The organism is Thiohalospira halophila DSM 15071, from assembly GCF_900112605.1.
Taxonomy (GTDB): domain Bacteria; phylum Pseudomonadota; class Gammaproteobacteria; order Thiohalospirales; family Thiohalospiraceae; genus Thiohalospira; species Thiohalospira halophila.
Genome location: NZ_FOMJ01000001.1, coordinates 551,780 through 570,088, shown reverse-complemented (window position 1 = coordinate 570,088; position 18,309 = coordinate 551,780). Strand labels below are relative to the sequence as shown.

Below are 18,309 nucleotides of genomic sequence, written 5' to 3'. Positions count from 1 at the left end.
GCCAGCGGGCGCAGCAGCCGCGACCCCCATCCCCGGCCGGGTACCGGGCGGGGAGGCCCCTAATCCGGGGGACGGACGGTCTTCAACGCCTCGGCGGCCCGTACGACCGCATCGATCTCTTCCTGCCCCCAGGGCTCTCCCCGGATCAGGCGCTGGTCGAGATGGCCGGCAGTCCGTTCCAGTGCCGGGACCCCGCAATAGCGACAGGAGCCCACCACGCGGTGGATCTCCTCCTGCAGGACGGATTCATCCCCCCGTGCGGCAGCCGTCCGTACGGCCTCCATGCGCTGCGGGAGTTCCTGCCGGAGCATCTCCAGCAGGTCCGCGGCCAGATCCGCGTTGCCGCCGGCCCGTTCCACGGCCAGTGTCCAGTCCAGGGCCTCGTCCGGAACTCCCGCTTCATCCATGACCGTTCTCCCTCCCTTCGGATTCGGGTCGAGCCTTTGCCGCACCGGGGCGGGGCGCTAGAATGCGCCCATGGAACTACCAACCATCGAAGCCTGCGTCGGCAATACGCCCCTGGTCCGCCTCCAGCGGCTCAATGACACCAATAGCAAGGTACTGGTGAAGCTGGAGGGCAACAACCCGGCCGGCTCCGTCAAGGACCGGCCGGCCCTGGCCATGATCCAGGGGGCCGAGGCGTGCGGCGAGATCCGGCCCGGCGACACCCTGGTGGAGGCGACCTCCGGCAACACCGGCATCGCCCTGGCCATGGCGGCCGCCATCAAGGGCTACCGCATGGTCCTCATCATGCCGGAGAACATGTCCGAGGAGCGCCGGGCCGCCATGCGCGCCTACGGCGCCGAGATCGTCTCGGTGAGCCGGGAGGAGGGCATGGAGGGCGCCCGCGACCGGGCCGCTGCCATGCGGACCGCCGGCGAGGGTTTCGTCCTGGACCAGTTCGCCAACCCGGACAACCCCCGCGCCCACTACGAGGGCACCGGCCCGGAGATCTGGCGGGACACCGGCGGCGAGGTGACCCACTTCGTCAGCGCCATGGGGACCACCGGCACCATCATGGGGACCTCGCGCTACCTCAAGGAGATGAAGCCGGCCGTCTCCATCGTCGGCGTGCAGCCGGCGGAAGGGGCCTCGATCCCCGGGATCCGGCGCTGGCCGCCGGAGTACCTGCCCGGGATCTTCGAGGCCGCCCGGGTGGACCAGACCCTGGAGGTGGGCCAGCAGGAGGCCGAGGAGACCATGCGGGCCCTGGCGGCCCGCGAGGGGATCTTCGCCGGCGTCTCCTCCGGCGGGGCGGTGGCCGCGGCCCTGCGCCAGGCAAGGGCGGTGGACGGCGCCACGGTGGTCGCCATCATCTGCGATCGCGGGGATCGCTACCTCTCCACCGGCGTCTATCCGGGCTGACATGAATACGCTGGTCTTCGATATCGAGACCGTCCCGGATACGGACGGCGCCCGGCGACTGCTGGACCTGGGCAACGAGCTCACCGACGGCGAGGTCGCCGAGCTGATGTTCCAGCGCCGGCGCCAGGCCACCGGCGGCTCGGACTTCCTGCGCCACCACCTCCACCGGGTGGTGGCCATCAGTGTGGTCCTGCGCGACGGCGCCGATACCCTCAAGGTACGCTCCCTGGGCGAGCCGGGGGACGACGAGGCGACCCTCATCGATCAGTTCTTCCGCGGCATCGACCACTACCACCCGACCCTGGTCTCCTGGAACGGCGGCGGCTTCGACCTGCCGGTGCTCCATTATCGCGGCCTGCTCCACGGCATCCAGGCGCCGAGCTACTGGGATACCGGCGACCAGTACAGCGAGCACCGCTTCAATAACTACCTGGGCCGCTTCCACTGGCGCCATACCGACCTCATGGATGCCCTGGCCGGCTACCAGCCGCGGGCCGGGGCGCCGCTGGACGAGATCGCCACCCTCATGGGCTTTCCCGGCAAGATGGGCATGGACGGCAGCAAGGTCTGGCCGGCCTTCCAGGGGGGCGATATCGACGGGATCCGCGCCTATTGCGAGACCGACGTCCTCAATACCTGGCTGGTCTATCTCGGCTTCCAGCACTTCACCGGCCAGCTGGATGACGCCATGCTCGCGCAGGAGCAGGAGCGGCTGGCGACCCTGCTGGCCGAGGACGGCCGTCCCCATCTGCGGGAATTCCTCGACGCCTGGCGGGGAGAGGGCTGACATGGCGCGTCGCAAGCGTCTGCCGGCCGAGCCGGTGGAGACCACCATTGAATCCCTCTCCCACGAGGGGCGCGGTATCGCCCGGATCGAGGGCAAGGTCACCTTCATCGACGGCGCCCTTCCCGGCGAGCGGGTCCGCTTCCGCTATACCGACCGCCGGCGCAACCACGACGCCGGCCGAGTCGAGGCCGTGCTGGAGGGGGCGGCCGACCGGGTGGAGGCGCCCTGTCCCCACTTCGGCGTCTGCGGTGGCTGCAGCCTCCAGCACCTGGAACCGGCGGTGCAGGTCCGCTTCAAGGCCGAGGGGCTCATGGACCAGCTGGAACGGCTGGGCGGGGTCGTCCCCGAGGTCCAGGAGCCACCGCTCACCGGACCGCTCTGGGGCTATCGCCGCCGCGCCCGGCTGGGCGCCAAGCGGGTGCCGCAGAAGGGCGGGGTGCTGGTAGGCTTCCGCGAGCGCGGCACCGGCTACGTGGTGGATACCCAGCGCTGCGACATCCTCGATCCGCGCATCGGTGAGCACATCCCGGAACTGGCGCGGGCCATCGACGGCCTGACCATCGCCGAGCGGGTGCCGCAGGTGGAGATCGCCCTGGGGGACGACGCCGGCACCCTGGTCATCCGCCACCTGGACCCGCTGGGCCCGGGGGATGCCGAGCGGCTCGTCGAATTCGGCCAGCGCACCGGCCTGGGGATCCATCTCCAGCCGGGGGACGAATCCACGGCCCATCCGCTCTGGCCGGAGGGGGGCGTGGATCTGCGCTATGCCCACCCGGCCTTCGGGGTGGAGCTGGCCTTCGCCCCCACCGACTTCATCCAGATCAACGCCGCCATCAACCGCGAGCTGGTGGCGCGCGTGGTGGAGCTCCTGGACCCGCAGCCGGGGGAGCGGGTGCTGGATCTGTTCTGCGGCCTGGGCAATTTCAGCCTGCCCCTGGCCAGTCGCGGCGCCGAGGTCACCGGGGTGGAGGGGGCGGAATCCCTGGTGGCCCGGGCCCGCGAGAACGCCGAGGCCAACGGCCTGGGCGAGCGGTGCCGCTTCCTGGTGGACGACCTGGACCATCCGGCCGCCGAGCCCGAGTGGGGCGGGGCCTACGATGCCGTGGTCCTGGACCCGGCCCGCGCGGGGGCCCGGCCGGCGGTGCACCATGCCGCCGCCACCGGCGCCTCGCGTATCGCCTACGTCTCCTGCAACCCGGCCACCCTGGCCCGGGATGCGGGCGACCTCGCCGAATACGGCTTCCGCCTGGTGCGGGCCGGGGTGGTGGACATGTTCCCCCACACGGCCCACGCCGAGGCCATGGCGCTGTTCGAGCGCTGAGCCAGTCATCGCTTCCGGATGCCCCGGGGTGAACACCTCGGTCGGGCGCTAGCGTGCCCGGGTCCGCTACCCCGAGGGGCGCGGCGAGGCGGCGGTAGAGCTCAGCCATGCGCTCCCCGGTGTCCAGGAGGTGGTCCGTAGGGAGGAGGGCGACAGCGATGCCCTGTGGCTGGAACTGACAGACAAGCTTGAGAGGGAGGCCCGGGACCGATGGCAGCGGAGATTGAGCGCAAATTCCTGGTTCGCCACGAGGGGTGGCGGGCGGCGGTAAGCCGCTCGGTTCCCATGCGCCAGGGCTACCTGGCCGAGGGCAACGCCTCGGTCCGGGTCCGGGTGGACGAGACCGGGGCGAACCTCAACATCAAGAGCATGACCCTGAATATCTCGCGCCTGGAGTACGAGTACGACATCCCGGAGGCCGACGCCCACGAGATGCTGGACCAGCTCTGCCAGCGGCCCATCATCGAGAAGACCCGCCACTACATCGAGAATGGCGGCCATACCTGGGAGGTGGACGAGTTTGCCGGCGACAACGCCGGGCTGGTGGTGGCGGAGCTGGAGCTCTCCGCCGAGGACGAGGCCTACGAGCGGCCCGACTGGCTGGGCGAGGAGGTCTCCGACGACCCGCGCTACTACAATGTCTCCCTGGTGACCTACCCCTATCGCGACTGGCCGGATCGGAAGGGATGACCGCCTGGCTCCATGTGGATCTGCCGACCCAGACCCTGACCCTGCGCGACGGCGCCAGGGCGCTGGCAAGCTGGCCCGTCTCCACCGGCGCCGCCGGGCCGGGGGAGCGGGACGGTAGCGGCGGGACTCCGCGGGGCTGGCACTATATCCGCGCCCGGATCGGGGCCGGCATGCCTGCCGGGACCGCCTTTCGCGGACGACGGCCCACCGGCGAGGTCTGGAGCCCGGAACTCGAGGCCGCCCAGCCGGGCCGGGACTGGGTGCTGACCCGGATCCTCTGGCTCTGCGGCCTGGAGCCGGGCCGCAATCGCGGCGGCAAGGTGGATACCTTCCGCCGTTACATCTATATCCACGGCACCCCGGAGGACCAGCCCATGGGCGAGCCGCGCTCCCACGGCTGCATCCGCATGCGCAACGCCGACGTCATCGAACTCTTCGAACGGGTGGCGGCCGGCACCCGCATCCACATCACCGGCCCCGGCGAGCCCGCGCCGGAGCTCGGGGCGGAGGTTTAGCCATGTCCCTGGGGCCGGTCATGCTCGACATCGCGGGGACGGCGCTCGACGCCACCGAGCGCGAGCGCCTGGCGCATCCCCTGGTGGGCGGGGTGATCCTCTTCGCCCGCAACTTCGTCGACCCGGACCAGCTCGCCGCGCTGGTCGCCGAGATCCACGCCGTGCGCGACCCCCATCTGCTGGTGGCCGTGGACCAGGAGGGCGGTCGGGTCCAGCGCTTCCGGGACGGCTTCACCCTGCTGCCGCCGCCGCGTCGTTACGGGGAGGTCCACGACACCGACCCCGAGCGCGCCCGCCAGCTCGCCTACGACGGCGCCTGGGTCATGGCCCGCGAGCTGCGCAGCGTGGGAGTCGATTTCAGCTTCGCGCCGGTGCTGGACCTGGACCACGGCGTCAGCAGTGTCATCGGCGATCGCGCCCTGCACGCCGATCCGGCCGTGGTGGAGGATCTGGGACAGGCCTTCGTCCACGGCATGCGCGCTGCCGGCATGGCCGCTGTCGGCAAGCACTATCCCGGTCACGGGGGCATCGCCGCCGATTCCCACCACGAGGTGCCGGAGGATCCGCGGACTCTGGAGGCGCTGCGGGGCCGCGACCTGCGCCCCTTTGCCCACCTGGCCGGGAATGGCCTGCCGGCGGTGATGCCGGCGCACGTCATCTACCCCGAGGTGGACCGATTGCCCGCCGGCTTCTCGCACTTCTGGTTGCAGACGCTGCTGCGGGAGTGGCTCGGCTTCCAGGGGCTCATCTTCAGCGACGACCTGGCCATGGCCGGAGCGGCGGTGGCCGGGACCCCGCTGGAGCGGGCCCGCGCCGCGCGGGCGGCGGGCTGTGACGTCATCCTCCACTGCAACGATATCGCCGGGGCCGATACCATCCTCGACGGCCTGGAGCATACCGACGACCCCCTGGCCCACGTCCGCCTGGCGCGCATGCACGGCCGCCATGCCGTGGCCCGGGGCGAGCTGGCCCGGGACCCGGACTGGCGTTCGGCCGTCCACCGCCTGGCCGCCCTGGCCGAGGATCCCACCGGCGACCTCGCGCTGGAGGGGGGAGGGCCGGCGTGACCGCGACCCCGCGCATCGGGCTGGCACTGGGCACCGGCGCGGCCCGGGGGTGGGCGCATATCGGCGTCCTGCGCGCCCTGGAAGAGCGCGGCATCCGGCCCGACATCGTCTGCGGCACCTCCATCGGCGCCCTGGTCGGGGCCTCCTGGGCCGCCGACGACATGGACCGCCTGGAGGAGTGGCTGCGCGGCCTCTCCTGGCGGGATGTCCTCGGTTACATGGATTTCACCCTGGGCAATGGCCTCATCCAGGGGCGGCGGCTCTTCGAGTTCTTCCGGGAGCGGTTCGAGGACCAGCCGGTGGACCAGCTCGCCGTCCCGTGGGGCGCAGTGGCCACCGATCTCCATACCGGCATGGAGGTGTGGCTGCGCGAGGGGGAGCGCTCCACCCTGGACGCCGTCCGTGCCTCGGTCTCCCTCCCGGGGCTCTTCACGCCGGTGAAGCACGGCGACCGCTGGCTGGTGGACGGGGGGCTGGTGAATCCGGTGCCCATCTCCCTGTGCCGGGCGCTGGGGGCGGAGACGGTCATCGCCGTGGATATCTCCTCCTTCCGCCTCACGGGGCCGCCGGCGCGGCGGAAGGTGGCGGCGGGCAAGGGCCCCCGGCGCGCCGAGGCCGACGGCTGGCTCGATAACGCGCGCGCCTGGACCGACCGGCTCCTGGAGGGGGTCGGCTGGGGGAGTGACGGGCAGGAGGAAGAGGTCCCCTCCCTCTTCGAGGTCCTCTCCCACAGCATCAACATCATGCAGGCGCGCATTGCGCGCAGCCGGATGGCCGGCGATCCACCGGATGCCCTGGTGAAGCCGCGCATGGAGCACGTCGCGCTCATGGACTTCCATCGCGCCGCGGAGGCCATCGAGGAGGGGCGGGCGGCGGTGCGCCGCGCCGACCCCGCGCTGGAGGATGCCGGTCTGCGGTAGGGGGTTGTGGATACCGGGCGGTGGGTACCGGTCCCTGCCGCCAGGTACGCCGTGAAGACATCCCTGTCGGCTCGACGGCAGCATCCCTGCTGCCGTCGACCTGGCAACAGGGACCGGCACCCACCGCCCGGGGCCTTTCCCGGATCCCCGGTCACGATAAAGCTGACAGCGGCGGAACGGACCCCTATAATGCCGCTTCGATTTTCATCAACCGGCTGGACTGGAGGAGACTAGCAATGGCCGACAAGCTCATGATCGTCATGGTGAACACCGATCCCAGCAACCCCTCGGAGCTGGGCGCCCCCTTCTTCCAGGCCACCGTCGCGGCGGCCATGGAGTACGACGTCGAGATCGTCATGACCGGCCGTGCCGGTGAGCTCGCCAAGAAGGGCGTCGCCGAGAAGCTCTTCGTCCAGGAGGGCAGCCCCAAGTCCGTCTACGACTTCATCAAGGATGCCGTCGAGGCCGGCGTGGGTCTGAAGGTCTGCACCCCGACCCTGGATCTCTGGGGCGACGACCTCATCGACGAGGTCGAGGAGACCGTGGGTGGCGCCTACGTCATCAGCGAGGCGATGGACGACGACACCGTCACCTTCACCTACTAAGGGGCCGAGGTCACCCGGCCATGGCGGCAACCTCCGAGGATGCCAAGGCGGCCCTCGCCGACGCCGAGCGGATCCACTCCGCCACGGCGGTGGACGAGGCGCTGGATCGCATGGCCGACGACCTCACGCGCCACTACCGGGATCGCGATCCCGTGCTGGTGTGCGTCATGACCGGCGGGCTCATCCCCGCCGGCCATCTCCTGACCCGTCTTGAATTCCCCCTGCAGCTCGACTACGTCCATGCGACCCGGTACCAGGGCAGTACCGAGGGCGGCGATCTCGAATGGATGGCCGGCCCCAATCTCTCCCTGGAAGGGCGGGATGTGATCCTGGTGGACGATATCCTGGACGGCGGCTGGACCCTGGCCACCATCAAAGACCATCTGCTGGCCCAGGGGGCCGCCTCGGTGGCCTGCGCGGTACTCGTCTCCAAGCGGATCGCGCGACAGGTGGACATCGAGGCCGAATACGTCGGTCTCGAGGTCGAGGATCGCTACGTCTTCGGCTTCGGGATGGACTACGAGGAATACCACCGCAATCTTCGCGGCATCTACGCCCTCTGAGGAGGCTCCCTTGGCGGATCTGGCGATCATCGGCGGGACCGGGCTTACCACCCTGGAAGGGCTGGCCATAACCGGCCGCGAGGTGGTGAATACCCCCTATGGCGAGGCCTCCGGGCCGGTCATCCACGGCGAGCTGGACGGGCGGGAGGTCCTCTTCCTGCCACGCCACGGCCCGGGCCACACCATCCCGCCCCACCGCATCAACTACCGCGCCAACCTCTGGGCCCTGAACGCGGTGGGTGCCGAGAAGGTCATCGCCGTCAACGCCGTGGGCGGGATCTCCGAGCCCATGTGGCCCGGACGGCTGGCCATCCCCGACCAGATCATCGACTACACTCGCGGCCGGGTGAACACCTTCTTCGACCAGGGTAACGGCGAGGTGGTCCACATCGACTTCACCGATCCCTACTGCGCCGAACTGCGGGAGGTGATGATCCGTGCCGGCGAGGCCGCCAGGCTCGACATGGCCGGCGAGGGGACCTATGCCGCCACCCAGGGTCCGCGACTGGAGAGCCGGGCGGAGGTCAGCGCCCTGGAGCGGGACGGTTGCCACCTGGTGGGGATGACCGGGATGCCGGAGGCGGCCCTGGCTCGGGAGCTGGAGCTCTGCTACGCCTCCTGCTGCGTGGTGGCCAACCGCGCGGCGGGCAAGGGCGAGTCGGTGATCACCATGGAGGAGATCCGGCACTACCTGCACGCCGGCATGGAGGATGTTCGCCGGCTCCTCGGCCAGGTGGTCGGTTTCCTCTAGGCTCCCGGGGTCGGGCTCAGCGGCGGATGGTCCCTTCGCCATCCCCGGCCCCGGAGCCCTCCTCGGCCTTCGGGCCGGCTTCCTCACCGGCTGCCTCCCCTTCCTCTTCTTCCGGCTCCCAGGGGTTCACGAAGACCAGCACGCCGAAGCGCGGATGGTCGATGTAGTGGATCTCGCCGCTGCGCATGCGGCGGCTGGTCTGCAGCCGGAAGCCGGCCGGTAGCTGGCGCTCCGCCCCCTCGGGGGTCAGGAGGCCGGGACGGCGGTAGGTCCGGGTCTCGGCGTCCGGCGAGGGATCGCGGTAGAGCAGGTCCACCTCGGCGTGGAGGTAGCGCGAGACCACCAGCCGCAGGGTTCCATCCACGACGGGCGCCGGAGGGCCCACGACCCCGGTACCGGCGGCGTCCTCGTCGCCCCCGTTCCCCGTTTCCCCTTCGTCGTCCTCCTCTTCCTCTTCCTCTTCCGACCGCCAGGGCGGGGCGGCGGGTACCGCCGGCTCGATGGCGACGCCGCCCTCCGCCTCGTCGTCGTACCAGAAGAGTCCGCCGTGGAGGTGGACCGGAACGGCCGCGTGGCGCGGGAGTTCCGGCTGGCGCCAGGCGGCGTGCAGCAGCGGGCGATAGGCCTCGGAGCGGGCCAGCCGTTGCCAGGAGCGCTTGAGCTGGTAGGTGGACGGCGGGAGCCGCTGGAAGGGGGCCCGACCGATCGCCGGCGGTTCTTCGCCCCCGGATTCGGGGGCGGGGCGCAGGGTGAGGGCCTCGGCCAGCGCCGGCAGCCCGGGCTCCAGCGGCCAGGCCTCGGCGCCCGGCTCGCCGGTGTGGGCGAAGACGAGGATCTCCACGTCGTACCAGGTCAGCGCCTCGTCCGGCCCGATCCAGCCCTCCTCGTCCGCGGCCACGGCCGGGTCGAGGGAAGCGGCCAGCAGGGCCAGCGGGGCGAGGATCTTGTGGAGTCGGGGCATCAGGCGGCCTCCCGGCCGGTTAGTCGAGCCAGGACATCGTCCACGAAGGCGAGCCGGGCGTCCAGATCGGGGAGGTCGGCGATCAGCTTGAGCTTGTCCTGGCCGTCCAGCTGATAGGTCTGCGGTTGCTTCTGGATGAGTTCGATGATCCGCCCGGCATCCACGGCCGGTTCGGCATCAAAGATGAGTCGCCCGCCCTTTTCACCCAGCTCGATCTTGCGGATCCCCAGGGCGGCGGCGCGGAGTTTCAGGCCCGTTACCCGGAAGAGGTTGCTCACCGGCTCGGGCAGCAGGCCGAAGCGGTCGATCATCTCCACCTGGAGCTCGCGCAGCCCGTCCTCGTCGGCCGCGCTGGCGATGCGCTTGTAGAGGGTCAGCCGGGTGTGGACGTCGGGGATGTACTCCTCGGGGATGAGGGCGGGGACCCGCAGGTCCACCTCCGGGCCGTGGTCCAGGGGCGCCTCGAGATCCGGCTCCTTGCCCGTTTTCAGGGCGTTCACGGCGCGCTCGAGCATCTCCGCGTAGAGGGTGAAGCCCACCTCCTGCATCTGGCCGCTCTGCTCGTCACCCAGGATCTCCCCGGCGCCGCGGATCTCCAGGTCGTGGCTGGCCAGGGTGAAGCCGGTCCCCAGGTCCTCGATGGACTCCAGTGCCTCCAGTCGCTTGATGGCGTCGGCGGTCATGCTCCCCCGGGGCGGGATGAGCAGATAGGCGTAGGCGCGATGGTGGCTGCGGCCCACGCGACCGCGCAGCTGGTAGAGCTGGGCCAGGCCGAAGTGGTCGGCGCGGTGGATCAGGATGGTGTTGGCCGAGGGGACGTCGATGCCGGTCTCGATGATGGTGGAGCAGACCAGGACGTTGAAGCGCTGGTGATAGAAGTCGGACATCACCCGCTCCAGCTCCAACTCCCGCATCTGGCCGTGGGCCACCCGGACCGAGGCCTCGGGCACCAGTTCCGCCACCTGGCGGGCGGCGCGGTCGATGGTCTCCACCTGGTTGTGGACGAAGTAGACCTGGCCACCGCGACGGATCTCGCGCAGGACCGCCTCCTGGATGAGGGCATCCTCCCACTCGGAGACGAAGGTCTTCACCGGCAGTCGCCGCGCCGGCGGCGTGGCGATGACCGAGAGGTCGCGCATGCCGGAGAAGGCGAGGTTCAGGGTGCGCGGGATGGGGGTGGCGGTGAGGGTGAGCATGTCCACCTCGGAGCGCAGCGCCTTGAACTTCTCCTTCTGGCGCACGCCGAAGCGGTGCTCCTCGTCGATGATCACCAGCCCCAGGTCGTGGTAGCGGATGCTGCCCTGGATGAGCTTGTGGGTGCCGATGACGATGTCCACCTTGCCCTCGGCGAGCTCGTCGGCGATGCGCTTCTGCTCCTTCTGGCTCTGGAAGCGGGAGATCACCTCGATGCGCACCGGCCAGTCGGCGAAGCGGTCGCGGAAGGTCTCGTAGTGCTGATCGGCCAGCAGGGTGGTGGGAACCAGCATGGCCACCTGGCGCCCACCCTGGACGGCGATGAAGGCGGCCCGCAGGGCCACCTCGGTCTTGCCGAAGCCGACATCGCCGCAGACCAGGCGGTCCATGGGCTTGTCCGACTCCATGTCGGCGACCACGGCGTGGATGGCCTCGCTCTGGTCCTCGGTCTCCTCGAAGGGGAAGCTGGCGGCGAAGGCAGCGTATTCATCCTCGACGGGATAGGCGTGGCCGCTGCGCGCCTCGCGCCGGGCGTAGATGTCCAGCAGCTCGGCGGCGACGTCGCGCACCCGCTCGGCGGCCTTGCGCTTGGCCTTCTCCCACTGGCCGCTGCCCAGCTTGTGCACGGGGGCGGACTCGGCATCGGCCCCGGTATATCGGCTCAGGCGGTCCAGGGCGGAGACCGGTACGTAGAGCTTGTCGCCGCCGCTGTACTCCAGGGTTAGGAACTCCGCCTCCACGCCGCCGGTGTCCAGCCGGGTCAGGCCGGTATAGCGCCCCACGCCGTGCTCCTCGTGGACCACCGGCGCCCCCTCCTGGAGCTCGGCGAGATCGCGGATGATGGCGTCGGCATCGCGCTGGCGACCCGGGCGGCCGCGCTCCTGGATGGTATGGCTGCCGAAGAGCTGGCTCTCGGTGACCACGGCGATGCCGGCGGCCTCCAGAACCAGCCCGCGCTCCAGGGGGGCGACGGTGATGGCCACCGGCGCATCGTCGGCCAGGAACGCGCCCCAGTCGGCCACCTGGCGCGGATGGATGCCGCGACCGCGCAGGAGTTCCCCCAGCGCCTCCCGGCGGCCGGAACTCTCGGCGGCGAACAGGACGCGGCCGGGGAAGCCGGCCAGGAAGCCCTCCAGCGCCTGGTCACTGCCGCGACCGTTGAAGGGCAGCTCCGGCGGCGCCCCTGCCGGGAGATTCAGGCGGCCGGCGCGCTCGGTCTCCTCGAAGGCGCTGGTGCGCAGGTGCGGATGGCCCTTGATGCGGCCGAAGAGTTCATCGGTTCGCAGGAAGAGGTTTTCGGGGGCCAGCAACGGCCGCTCGGCGTCGTGGCGGCGACTCTCGTAGCGGCTGGCCACCTCCTCGCCGAAGCGGTCGGCCGAGGCCTCGACGTCGGCATCGGTCACCACCAGCGCGCCCTCGGGGAGGTAGTCGAACAGCGTCTCCGTGGTCTCGAAGAAGAGCGGCAGGTAGTACTCCAGCCCCGCCGGGGCCAGCCCCTCGCTGACATCACGGTAGACCGGGCTGCGGGTGGGGTCGCCCTCGAAGTGGAGCCGCCAGTTCTCCCGGAAGCGGCGGATGGAGGCCTCGTCCAGGGGGAACTCCCGCGCCGGGAGCAGCCGCAGCCCCTCGACCTTCGCGTCGCTGCGCTGGGTTTCCGGGTCGAAGGTGCGGATGGTCTCGATCTCCTCGTCGAAGAGATCGATGCGGTAGGGCTCGGCGCTGCCCATGGGGAAGAGGTCCACCAGGTTGCCGCGCACGGCGTACTCGCCGTGCTCCATGACCTGGGAGACCAGGCGGTAGCCGGCGGCCTCCAGGCGGCGGCGGAAGGCATCGGGGTCGAGCCGATCCCCCACGTCCATGACAAAGGCCTGGCCCGCCACCCAGTCCCGTGGCGGCAGGCGGTGGAGGAGGGTGCGCGCCGGTACCACCAGGACCCCGGACTCCATGGCCGGGAGTCGATGCAGCGCCGCCAGGCGGTCGGAGACGATCTCCTGATGGGGCGAGAAGAGGTCGTAGGGCAGCGTCTCCCGGTCCGGGAAGGTGTGGGCGGTGCTGCCGAAGAAGCGCAGCTCCGCTTCCAGCTCCCGGGCGCGGTGGACGTCGGCGACCACGGCGAGGACCGGGCCGCCGTGCTCGGCGGCCGCCTGGTGGATCGCCAGGCCCTCGGCGCTGCCGCGTACGGCGCCGATACGGCGGGCATCGCCGGCGGTGGGGATCTCCAGCGGCGGGAGGAGAGAGTTGCTCATCAGGGGGTCATCCATTGCCGGGACAGCCGGGTCCGCTATTGTAGCGATTCCCCCGACCCGGGCGCCACGGCGGGGGCAGGTCGTTCCATCCGGCGCAGGAGGTTGCCCAGTCGCAGCTCTCGCGCCAGCTCCCCGCGGGGATCGCGCAGGCGGCGCGGCAGCGGGGCGAGGGCGATGCGGTTATCCCGGTCCTCGGGCGGGGCGACGAGGCCGATGCGCCCGGGCCAGCTGGCGGCCATGCCGTTGATGATCGGGTCGGCGCCGCCGGCCCAGAGGTTGACCGCGGCCGTGCCGCCCCGGGCCAGGGCGGCGGCGACATGCGCGGGGAACCGGGGGTCGGTGAGCAGGGGGGCCGGGCCGCCGGCGTCGAAGGCGTCCACCAGGACCAGGTCCCAGTCCGCACCGGGGGTGAGCCAGTCGCTGCCATCGCCCACGTGGACCGCCAGGCGCGGATCCTCCGGCAGGCCGAACCAGCGACGGGCGATGACCGGCATCTCCGGGTCGCTGTCCACGGCCGTGATCACCGTCCGTGGCAGGCGGGCGAGGAGGAAGCGGGCCAGGCTGCCGCCCCCCAGGCCGATGATCAGAACCCGGGCCGGTGCCGGGTTCCAGGCCAGCGGCAGCAGCAGGGCGCGGGTGTAGGCCAGGGAGAGGCGCTCCGGCTCCTGCGGGTCCATGCGGCTCTGGATGGCGGCCTCCCCGGCGAAGCGCAGGGTCCGGGCGCCCCGCTCGGCCACGACTTCCAGGGTGCGATCCGCGTTGACACTGCGGTGGAGCACGACGCCCACGCCGCCCCTCCCTCGATCTGACGGTTTCTGCCATAGTAGGTGGTGCGGCCTGTAATAAAAAGCCCGGCCCCCCTGGCGGGCGCCCTGCGAGGGCCTCATCACAAGGGTCGGACGATGGATCCGGCCCGAGCCGCGGAGATGGAGAATGGAGGAGAAGCCATGGAACAGGAACGGGACAAGCCCCGCTGCGACCAGGTCATCGAGATCCTGCCGGATCCCCTGGTCATCATCGATTCCGATTACCGGATCGTCTCGGCCAATCGCCGCTACAGCGAGGCCTTCGGCTGGTCGCCGGAGGCGGTAGTCGGCCGGCGCTGTCACGAGGTTTCCCACCAGTCCGACCAGCCCTGCAGCCGCCACGGCGAGCACTGCCCCCTGGAAGCGGTCTTCGGCGAGGGGCAGGCGGTCCAGGTGATCCACGTCCACTACGATGCCGAGGGCCACGAGGAGCGCGTCCGGCTCCAGGCTAGCCCCATTCATGACGAGGCGGGCAACATCCGCTACATGGGCGAGGTGGTGCAGCCCCTGCCGGAGGCCGAGGAGCGGACCACGCCGCTCATCGGGCGGTCCCGTCCGCTCATGCGGCTGGTGGGGCTGCTCCAGCGGGTGGCGCCCACACGGACCACGGTCCTCCTGCTGGGGGGCAGCGGGGTGGGCAAGGAGTGCGTCGCCCACTATCTCCACCAGCACTCCGAGCGGGTCCAGGCCCCCTTCGTCGTGGTGGACTGCGGGACGCTGGGGGAGTCGCTCATCGAGAGCGAACTCTTCGGTCACGAGAAGGGGGCCTTTACCGGCGCCGCCGGGCGCAAGAAGGGGCTCTTCGAGACCGCCCACGGCGGCACCCTGTTCATCGACGAGATCGGCGAACTCCCCCTGGCGCTCCAGACCAAGCTCCTGCGCGCCCTGGAGACCGGGACCATCCGGCGGCTCGGCGGCAACGACTACCAGCGGGTGGATGTCCGGGTGGTCGCCGCCACCAACCGGGACCTGGGCGCCATGGTGGAGGCGGGAGAGTTCCGCGCCGACCTCTATTACCGGCTCTCGGCCTTCCCGGTGGAGGTCCCGGACCTCGCCGAGCGCAAGGACGATATCCCGGCCCTGGCCGATCATTTTCTCTCCCGGATCGAGGGGGGGGATCGCTTTCTGCCCCTGGGGCCGGAGCTGCTGGAGACGCTGCTCATCCACGACTACCCCGGCAACGTCCGCGAGCTTCGGAATATCCTGGAGCGCGCGGTCATTCTGGCCGGGGACGGGCCCATGCGGCCGGAGCACCTCTTTGCCGGTGAAGGGACGCGGAGCGATATCCCGCGGGCCGCTGCCGCGACCGCTGAAACGGACCGGTTGCTGGAGCGCCGCCGGGGCCGAGTGGATGCGGAGGCCGTGCGCGCGGCCCTGCGGGCGTGCGATGGCCACCGGGGCCAGGCGGCCGAGCAGCTGGGGATCAGCGAGCGCACGCTCTATCGTTACCTGCGCCAGCTACGCGGCGAGAATGGTGCCCGCTCGGGCACGGCCGCCGGCTGAGGGGGTGAGACCCGCCGCCGGCTGGCGGCGGGAGAGGGGCGCTGGTTGCGGCTCTACTTGCCCGGGACCGTGGTCAGGCCCAGGTTCTCCCAGTTCTGCATGCCGCCCCGGTACCACTTGATGCGGTTGGCGGGGTAGCCGTAGCGCAGCAGGGTCCGGATGTTGGCCGGGGACTGGCCGCACCAGGGGCCGTTACAGAAGAGCACCAGGGTCCGGGCGTTGCTGAAGTCCCAGAGCCCCTCCTGCTCCTGGGCGTTGAACTGGCCGGTCATGATGTCGTGGATGGTGAAGGGATCGGCGCCCTGGCTCTGGGAGAGGTCGGTCCAGGGGATGTTCACCGAGCCGGGGATGGTGCCCTGTTCCACCCAGTCCGGGGTGCGGGAGTCGATGACGAGGACCGAATCGTCCCCCTCGGAACGGCGCTGGAGGTAGTTCAGGACCTCCAGCTCGCCGATGGTCTCCACGTCCGGGTGGAGGCTGGCGGGCTGGATGCAGAAGGGCGGGCACTCCCGGGAGGTCAGGGCGTAGCGTTCGTCCACCGTGTTCTCGGTATCCTGATTCCGGCGGATGGTTACCTTCTCGCCGTCGTGGGTGACCTCCACCTCGCCGATGTACCGGGTGATACCGACCTTGAGGTCGCTATTCTCGTCCCCCCCGGCCTCGATGGCTTGGGCGGGGCCGTCCTGGGCCTGGCTGCCACCGGCCAGGATGAGGCCCGCGAGCAGGGCCAGGGCGTGCGTGGTTCGTTTGCCGATTCTCATGGTTATTCTCCTCTCATCTTCCTGGATGACTCTGCACGGGGCGGCTCTCTCCCCGTGGCTCCTCAGACCGTATCGTCCCGCCAGCGTTTCACCAGATCCGCGTAGGCGTCCACTCTCCGGTCACGAAAGAAGGGCCACATCCGGCGGACCTCCTCGCTGCGGCGACGGCTCACCGGGACGACCCGGACGCCGGTGGAGCTCCCGCCCGGCTGCTCCAGCCATTCGCCCTGGGGGCCGCAGACGAAGCTGCGGCCCCAGAAGTCGATGCCGGGGCCGCCGGCGGGGTCCGGTTCGTGGCCCACCCGGTTGCAGGCGGCCAGCGGCAGGCCGTTGGCCACGGCGTGGCCGCGCTGAACGGTCTGCCAGGCCTCGATCTGGCGGGCCTGTTCGGCGGCATCGTCCCGTGGGTCGCTGCCGATGGCGGTGGGGTAGAGGAGGATCTCCGCCCCGGCCATGGCCATGAGCCGGGCCGCCTCGGGGAACCACTGGTCCCAGCAGACCAGGACGCCGAGCCGCCCCAGGGAGGTCTCCACCGGCCGGAAACCGGTATCCCCGGGGGTGAAGTAGAACTTCTCGTAGTAGCCGGGATCGTCCGGGATGTGCATCTTGCGGTAGGTGCCGGCGAGGCTGCCGTCCCGGTCCAGGACCACGGCGGTGTTGTGGGCCAGCCCCGGGGCGCGGTGCTCGAAGACCGAGCCGACGATGACCGTCCCCGTCTCCGCCGCCACCCTGCCCAGCCGCTGCGTGGTGGGGCCGGGCACCGGTTCGGCCCGGTCGAAGACCGTCGGGTCCTCGGTCTGGCAGAAGTAGGGGCCGTTGTGGAGCTCCGGGAGGAGGACCAGGTCGGCCCCCTGACCGGCGGCCTCCCGGATCCCGGACTCCATGGCGGCCAGGGCCGCCTCGGGGTCGTCGTGGCCGGTCCCCTGGACCAGTCCGAGCTGCCATTGATGGTTTGCCATGACCGGATGGTAGCGCGCCGTCCTCGCGGCTCCAAGCGGGGTTTTTTCAGTCCTCGCCGGGCTCGGGGGTCAGCGCGCCCCGGGGGAGCTGCATGGTGGCGCAGTGGACGGATCCCGCCTGGAGGAGCAGGGTCCGCGCATCCACGCCGACCACCTCGCGATCCGGGAAGCAGCGCTGGAGGACGGCCAGCGCCTCGGTATCCGCCGCGTCGTTGTAGGTCGGCGCGATGACGCCGCCATTGACCAGCAGGAAGTTGGCGTAGGTTGCCGGCAGCCGCTCGCCCTGTTCGTCGTACTGCGGTCGGGGCCAGGGGAGCGGGTGGAGCGCGTAGGGCTGGTCGTCGGCGGTGCGCAGCTCGGTCAGCTCCGCGGCCAGGGCCGAAAGGGGATCGTAGTGGGGGTCGTCGGGGTCGTCGCAGTGCTGGTGGATCAGCGTGGTGGTGTCGGCGAAGCGAACGAGGGTGTCCACGTGGCCGTCGGTGTCATCCCCCTTGAGGCCGCCGTGTTCCAGCCATAGCACGCGGTCGACCCCCAGTTTCTCGGTGAGCCAGGCCTCGGCGGAGGCCTCGTCGGGGTCGTCGTTGCGGCCGGGGGAGAACTGGCTACGCCGGGTGAGCAGGAGGGTGCCGGTGCCGTCGGTCTCCACCGCACCCCCCTCGAGGATGCGGGACTCTTCCAGCAGGGGGGTGGCGAACCAGCCAGCGGCGGCCAGGCCGGCATTCACCCCATCGTCCCGTTCCGCCGTATGGCGACCGCCCCAGCCGTTGAAGCGGAAGTCCAGAAGCTCCACCTGGCCGTCGCTGGCGCGTGCCAGGGGGCCGTAGTCGCGAACCCAGGTATCGTCGAAGGGCTGTTCCGCGATCCGGTACCGGGTCGGCGAGATGCCGGCCAGCGTGAGCTGTGCCCGGGTCGCCGCGGCGTGGTCGCCATCTCGGCAGAGGACCACGAGCGGTTGAAAACGGGCGATGGCGGCGGCGAGGTTGCGGTAGGTGGCCTCGATGGCGCCCATCCAGGGCGCCCAGGCGCTGGCCTCGTGGGGCCAGGCGAGCAGAATGGCGTCCTGCTCGGTCCATTCGGGGAGCATCCGGGATGGCATGCATTCCTCCGGCGGTGAAGGGGCATTCCACTATAAAGATCCCTCGATGTAGCACAACCGCGCGCCGGTGGGCCTTTTTGCGAAAAGAAAGCGCGGCACGTGGTTAGGTGATGAGAGTATGGTTAACTAGACTTAACAGGTAGGGGAACCGGCGCCGGACGCCGGAGTCCACTGGTCATGAGTCAGAAAATCGGAGATG

Annotated in this window: 18 protein-coding genes; 11 read left to right on the top strand and 7 right to left on the bottom strand. The window is 70.7% G+C overall.

Features of this window, described 5'->3' with window-relative positions:
- Positions 1-59: 59 nt before the first annotated feature.
- Positions 60-407, bottom strand: a complete 348-nt coding sequence (locus BM272_RS02825) for an Hpt domain-containing protein (protein ID WP_093427215.1) — start codon at positions 405-407, stop codon at positions 60-62.
- A gap of 70 nt (positions 408-477) precedes the next feature.
- Here BM272_RS02825 and cysM point away from each other — a divergent pair, with 70 nt between their 5' ends.
- The 10 genes from cysM (at position 478) to BM272_RS02775 (ending at position 8,584) form a co-directional block, all read left to right on the top strand.
- The gene (gene cysM / locus BM272_RS02820; RefSeq protein WP_093427214.1) at positions 478-1,365 is read left to right on the top strand and encodes a cysteine synthase CysM; all 888 of its coding nucleotides are present in this window, start codon (positions 478-480) and stop codon (positions 1,363-1,365) included.
- A gap of 1 nt (position 1,366) precedes the next feature.
- A complete protein-coding gene (locus BM272_RS02815) occupies positions 1,367-2,152 on the top strand; it encodes a 3'-5' exonuclease (RefSeq protein WP_093427213.1) in 786 nt (261 codons plus the stop codon).
- A gap of 1 nt (position 2,153) precedes the next feature.
- Complete coding sequence (gene rlmD, locus BM272_RS02810; RefSeq protein WP_093427212.1) at positions 2,154-3,473, top strand: 23S rRNA (uracil(1939)-C(5))-methyltransferase RlmD; 1,320 nt, start codon at positions 2,154-2,156, stop codon at positions 3,471-3,473.
- A gap of 210 nt (positions 3,474-3,683) precedes the next feature.
- Positions 3,684-4,163: a CYTH domain-containing protein gene (locus BM272_RS02805; RefSeq protein WP_093427211.1), complete on the top strand. Its 480-nt coding sequence runs from the start codon at positions 3,684-3,686 to the stop codon at positions 4,161-4,163.
- Positions 4,160-4,678, top strand: a complete 519-nt coding sequence (locus BM272_RS02800; protein ID WP_093427210.1) for a L,D-transpeptidase — start codon at positions 4,160-4,162, stop codon at positions 4,676-4,678. The genes BM272_RS02805 and BM272_RS02800 overlap by 4 nt, the downstream gene beginning before the upstream one ends.
- 2 nt (positions 4,679-4,680) lie before the next feature.
- Positions 4,681-5,745, top strand: a complete 1,065-nt coding sequence (nagZ, locus tag BM272_RS02795; protein WP_093427209.1) for a beta-N-acetylhexosaminidase — start codon at positions 4,681-4,683, stop codon at positions 5,743-5,745.
- Positions 5,742-6,665, top strand: coding sequence for a patatin-like phospholipase RssA (rssA, locus tag BM272_RS02790; RefSeq protein WP_093427208.1), 924 nt, complete (start codon positions 5,742-5,744; stop codon positions 6,663-6,665). The genes nagZ and rssA overlap by 4 nt, the downstream gene beginning before the upstream one ends.
- A 236-nt stretch (positions 6,666-6,901) precedes the next feature.
- The gene (locus tag BM272_RS02785) at positions 6,902-7,270 is read left to right on the top strand and encodes a DsrE family protein (protein WP_093427207.1); all 369 of its coding nucleotides are present in this window, start codon (positions 6,902-6,904) and stop codon (positions 7,268-7,270) included.
- A gap of 20 nt (positions 7,271-7,290) precedes the next feature.
- Complete coding sequence (locus tag BM272_RS02780) at positions 7,291-7,833, top strand: hypoxanthine-guanine phosphoribosyltransferase (RefSeq protein ID WP_093427206.1); 543 nt, start codon at positions 7,291-7,293, stop codon at positions 7,831-7,833.
- Positions 7,834-7,843: 10 nt separating this feature from the next.
- Positions 7,844-8,584 carry an S-methyl-5'-thioinosine phosphorylase gene (locus BM272_RS02775; RefSeq protein WP_093427205.1) on the top strand — a complete coding sequence of 247 codons (741 nt, stop codon included), beginning with the start codon at positions 7,844-7,846 and terminating at the stop codon, positions 8,582-8,584.
- 16 nt (positions 8,585-8,600) lie between these two features.
- On the opposite strand, the gene BM272_RS02770 is transcribed toward BM272_RS02775, so the two are convergent.
- Genes BM272_RS02770 through BM272_RS13750 form a run of 3 tightly spaced genes read right to left on the bottom strand, consistent with a single transcriptional unit; the run spans position 8,601 to position 13,773 of the window.
- Positions 8,601-9,545, bottom strand: coding sequence for a CsiV family protein (locus tag BM272_RS02770; protein WP_093427204.1), 945 nt, complete (start codon positions 9,543-9,545; stop codon positions 8,601-8,603).
- Positions 9,545-12,985: a transcription-repair coupling factor gene (mfd, locus tag BM272_RS02765; protein WP_093427450.1), complete on the bottom strand. Its 3,441-nt coding sequence runs from the start codon at positions 12,983-12,985 to the stop codon at positions 9,545-9,547. The genes BM272_RS02770 and mfd overlap by 1 nt, the downstream gene beginning before the upstream one ends.
- 35 nt (positions 12,986-13,020) lie before the next feature.
- Positions 13,021-13,773 carry a spermidine synthase gene (locus BM272_RS13750; RefSeq protein WP_093427203.1) on the bottom strand — a complete coding sequence of 251 codons (753 nt, stop codon included), beginning with the start codon at positions 13,771-13,773 and terminating at the stop codon, positions 13,021-13,023.
- Between the two features lie 159 nt (positions 13,774-13,932).
- Between BM272_RS13750 and BM272_RS02755 the strand changes: the two genes are divergently transcribed.
- Positions 13,933-15,294, top strand: a complete 1,362-nt coding sequence (locus BM272_RS02755; RefSeq protein WP_159433004.1) for a sigma-54 interaction domain-containing protein — start codon at positions 13,933-13,935, stop codon at positions 15,292-15,294.
- A 53-nt stretch (positions 15,295-15,347) separates the two neighbouring features.
- Here the strand turns inward: BM272_RS02755 and BM272_RS02750 are convergent, their stop codons facing one another.
- From BM272_RS02750 to BM272_RS02740, 3 genes are all read right to left on the bottom strand, one after another.
- A complete protein-coding gene (locus BM272_RS02750; RefSeq protein WP_093427201.1) occupies positions 15,348-16,055 on the bottom strand; it encodes a rhodanese-like domain-containing protein in 708 nt (235 codons plus the stop codon).
- A gap of 62 nt (positions 16,056-16,117) precedes the next feature.
- On the bottom strand, positions 16,118-17,014 hold the full coding sequence (locus BM272_RS02745) for a carbon-nitrogen hydrolase (RefSeq protein WP_093427200.1): 897 nt from the start codon (positions 17,012-17,014) through the stop codon (positions 16,118-16,120).
- Between the two features lie 46 nt (positions 17,015-17,060).
- A complete protein-coding gene (locus BM272_RS02740) occupies positions 17,061-18,110 on the bottom strand; it encodes an agmatine deiminase family protein (RefSeq protein WP_093427199.1) in 1,050 nt (349 codons plus the stop codon).
- Positions 18,111-18,309: the final 199 nt, after the last annotated feature.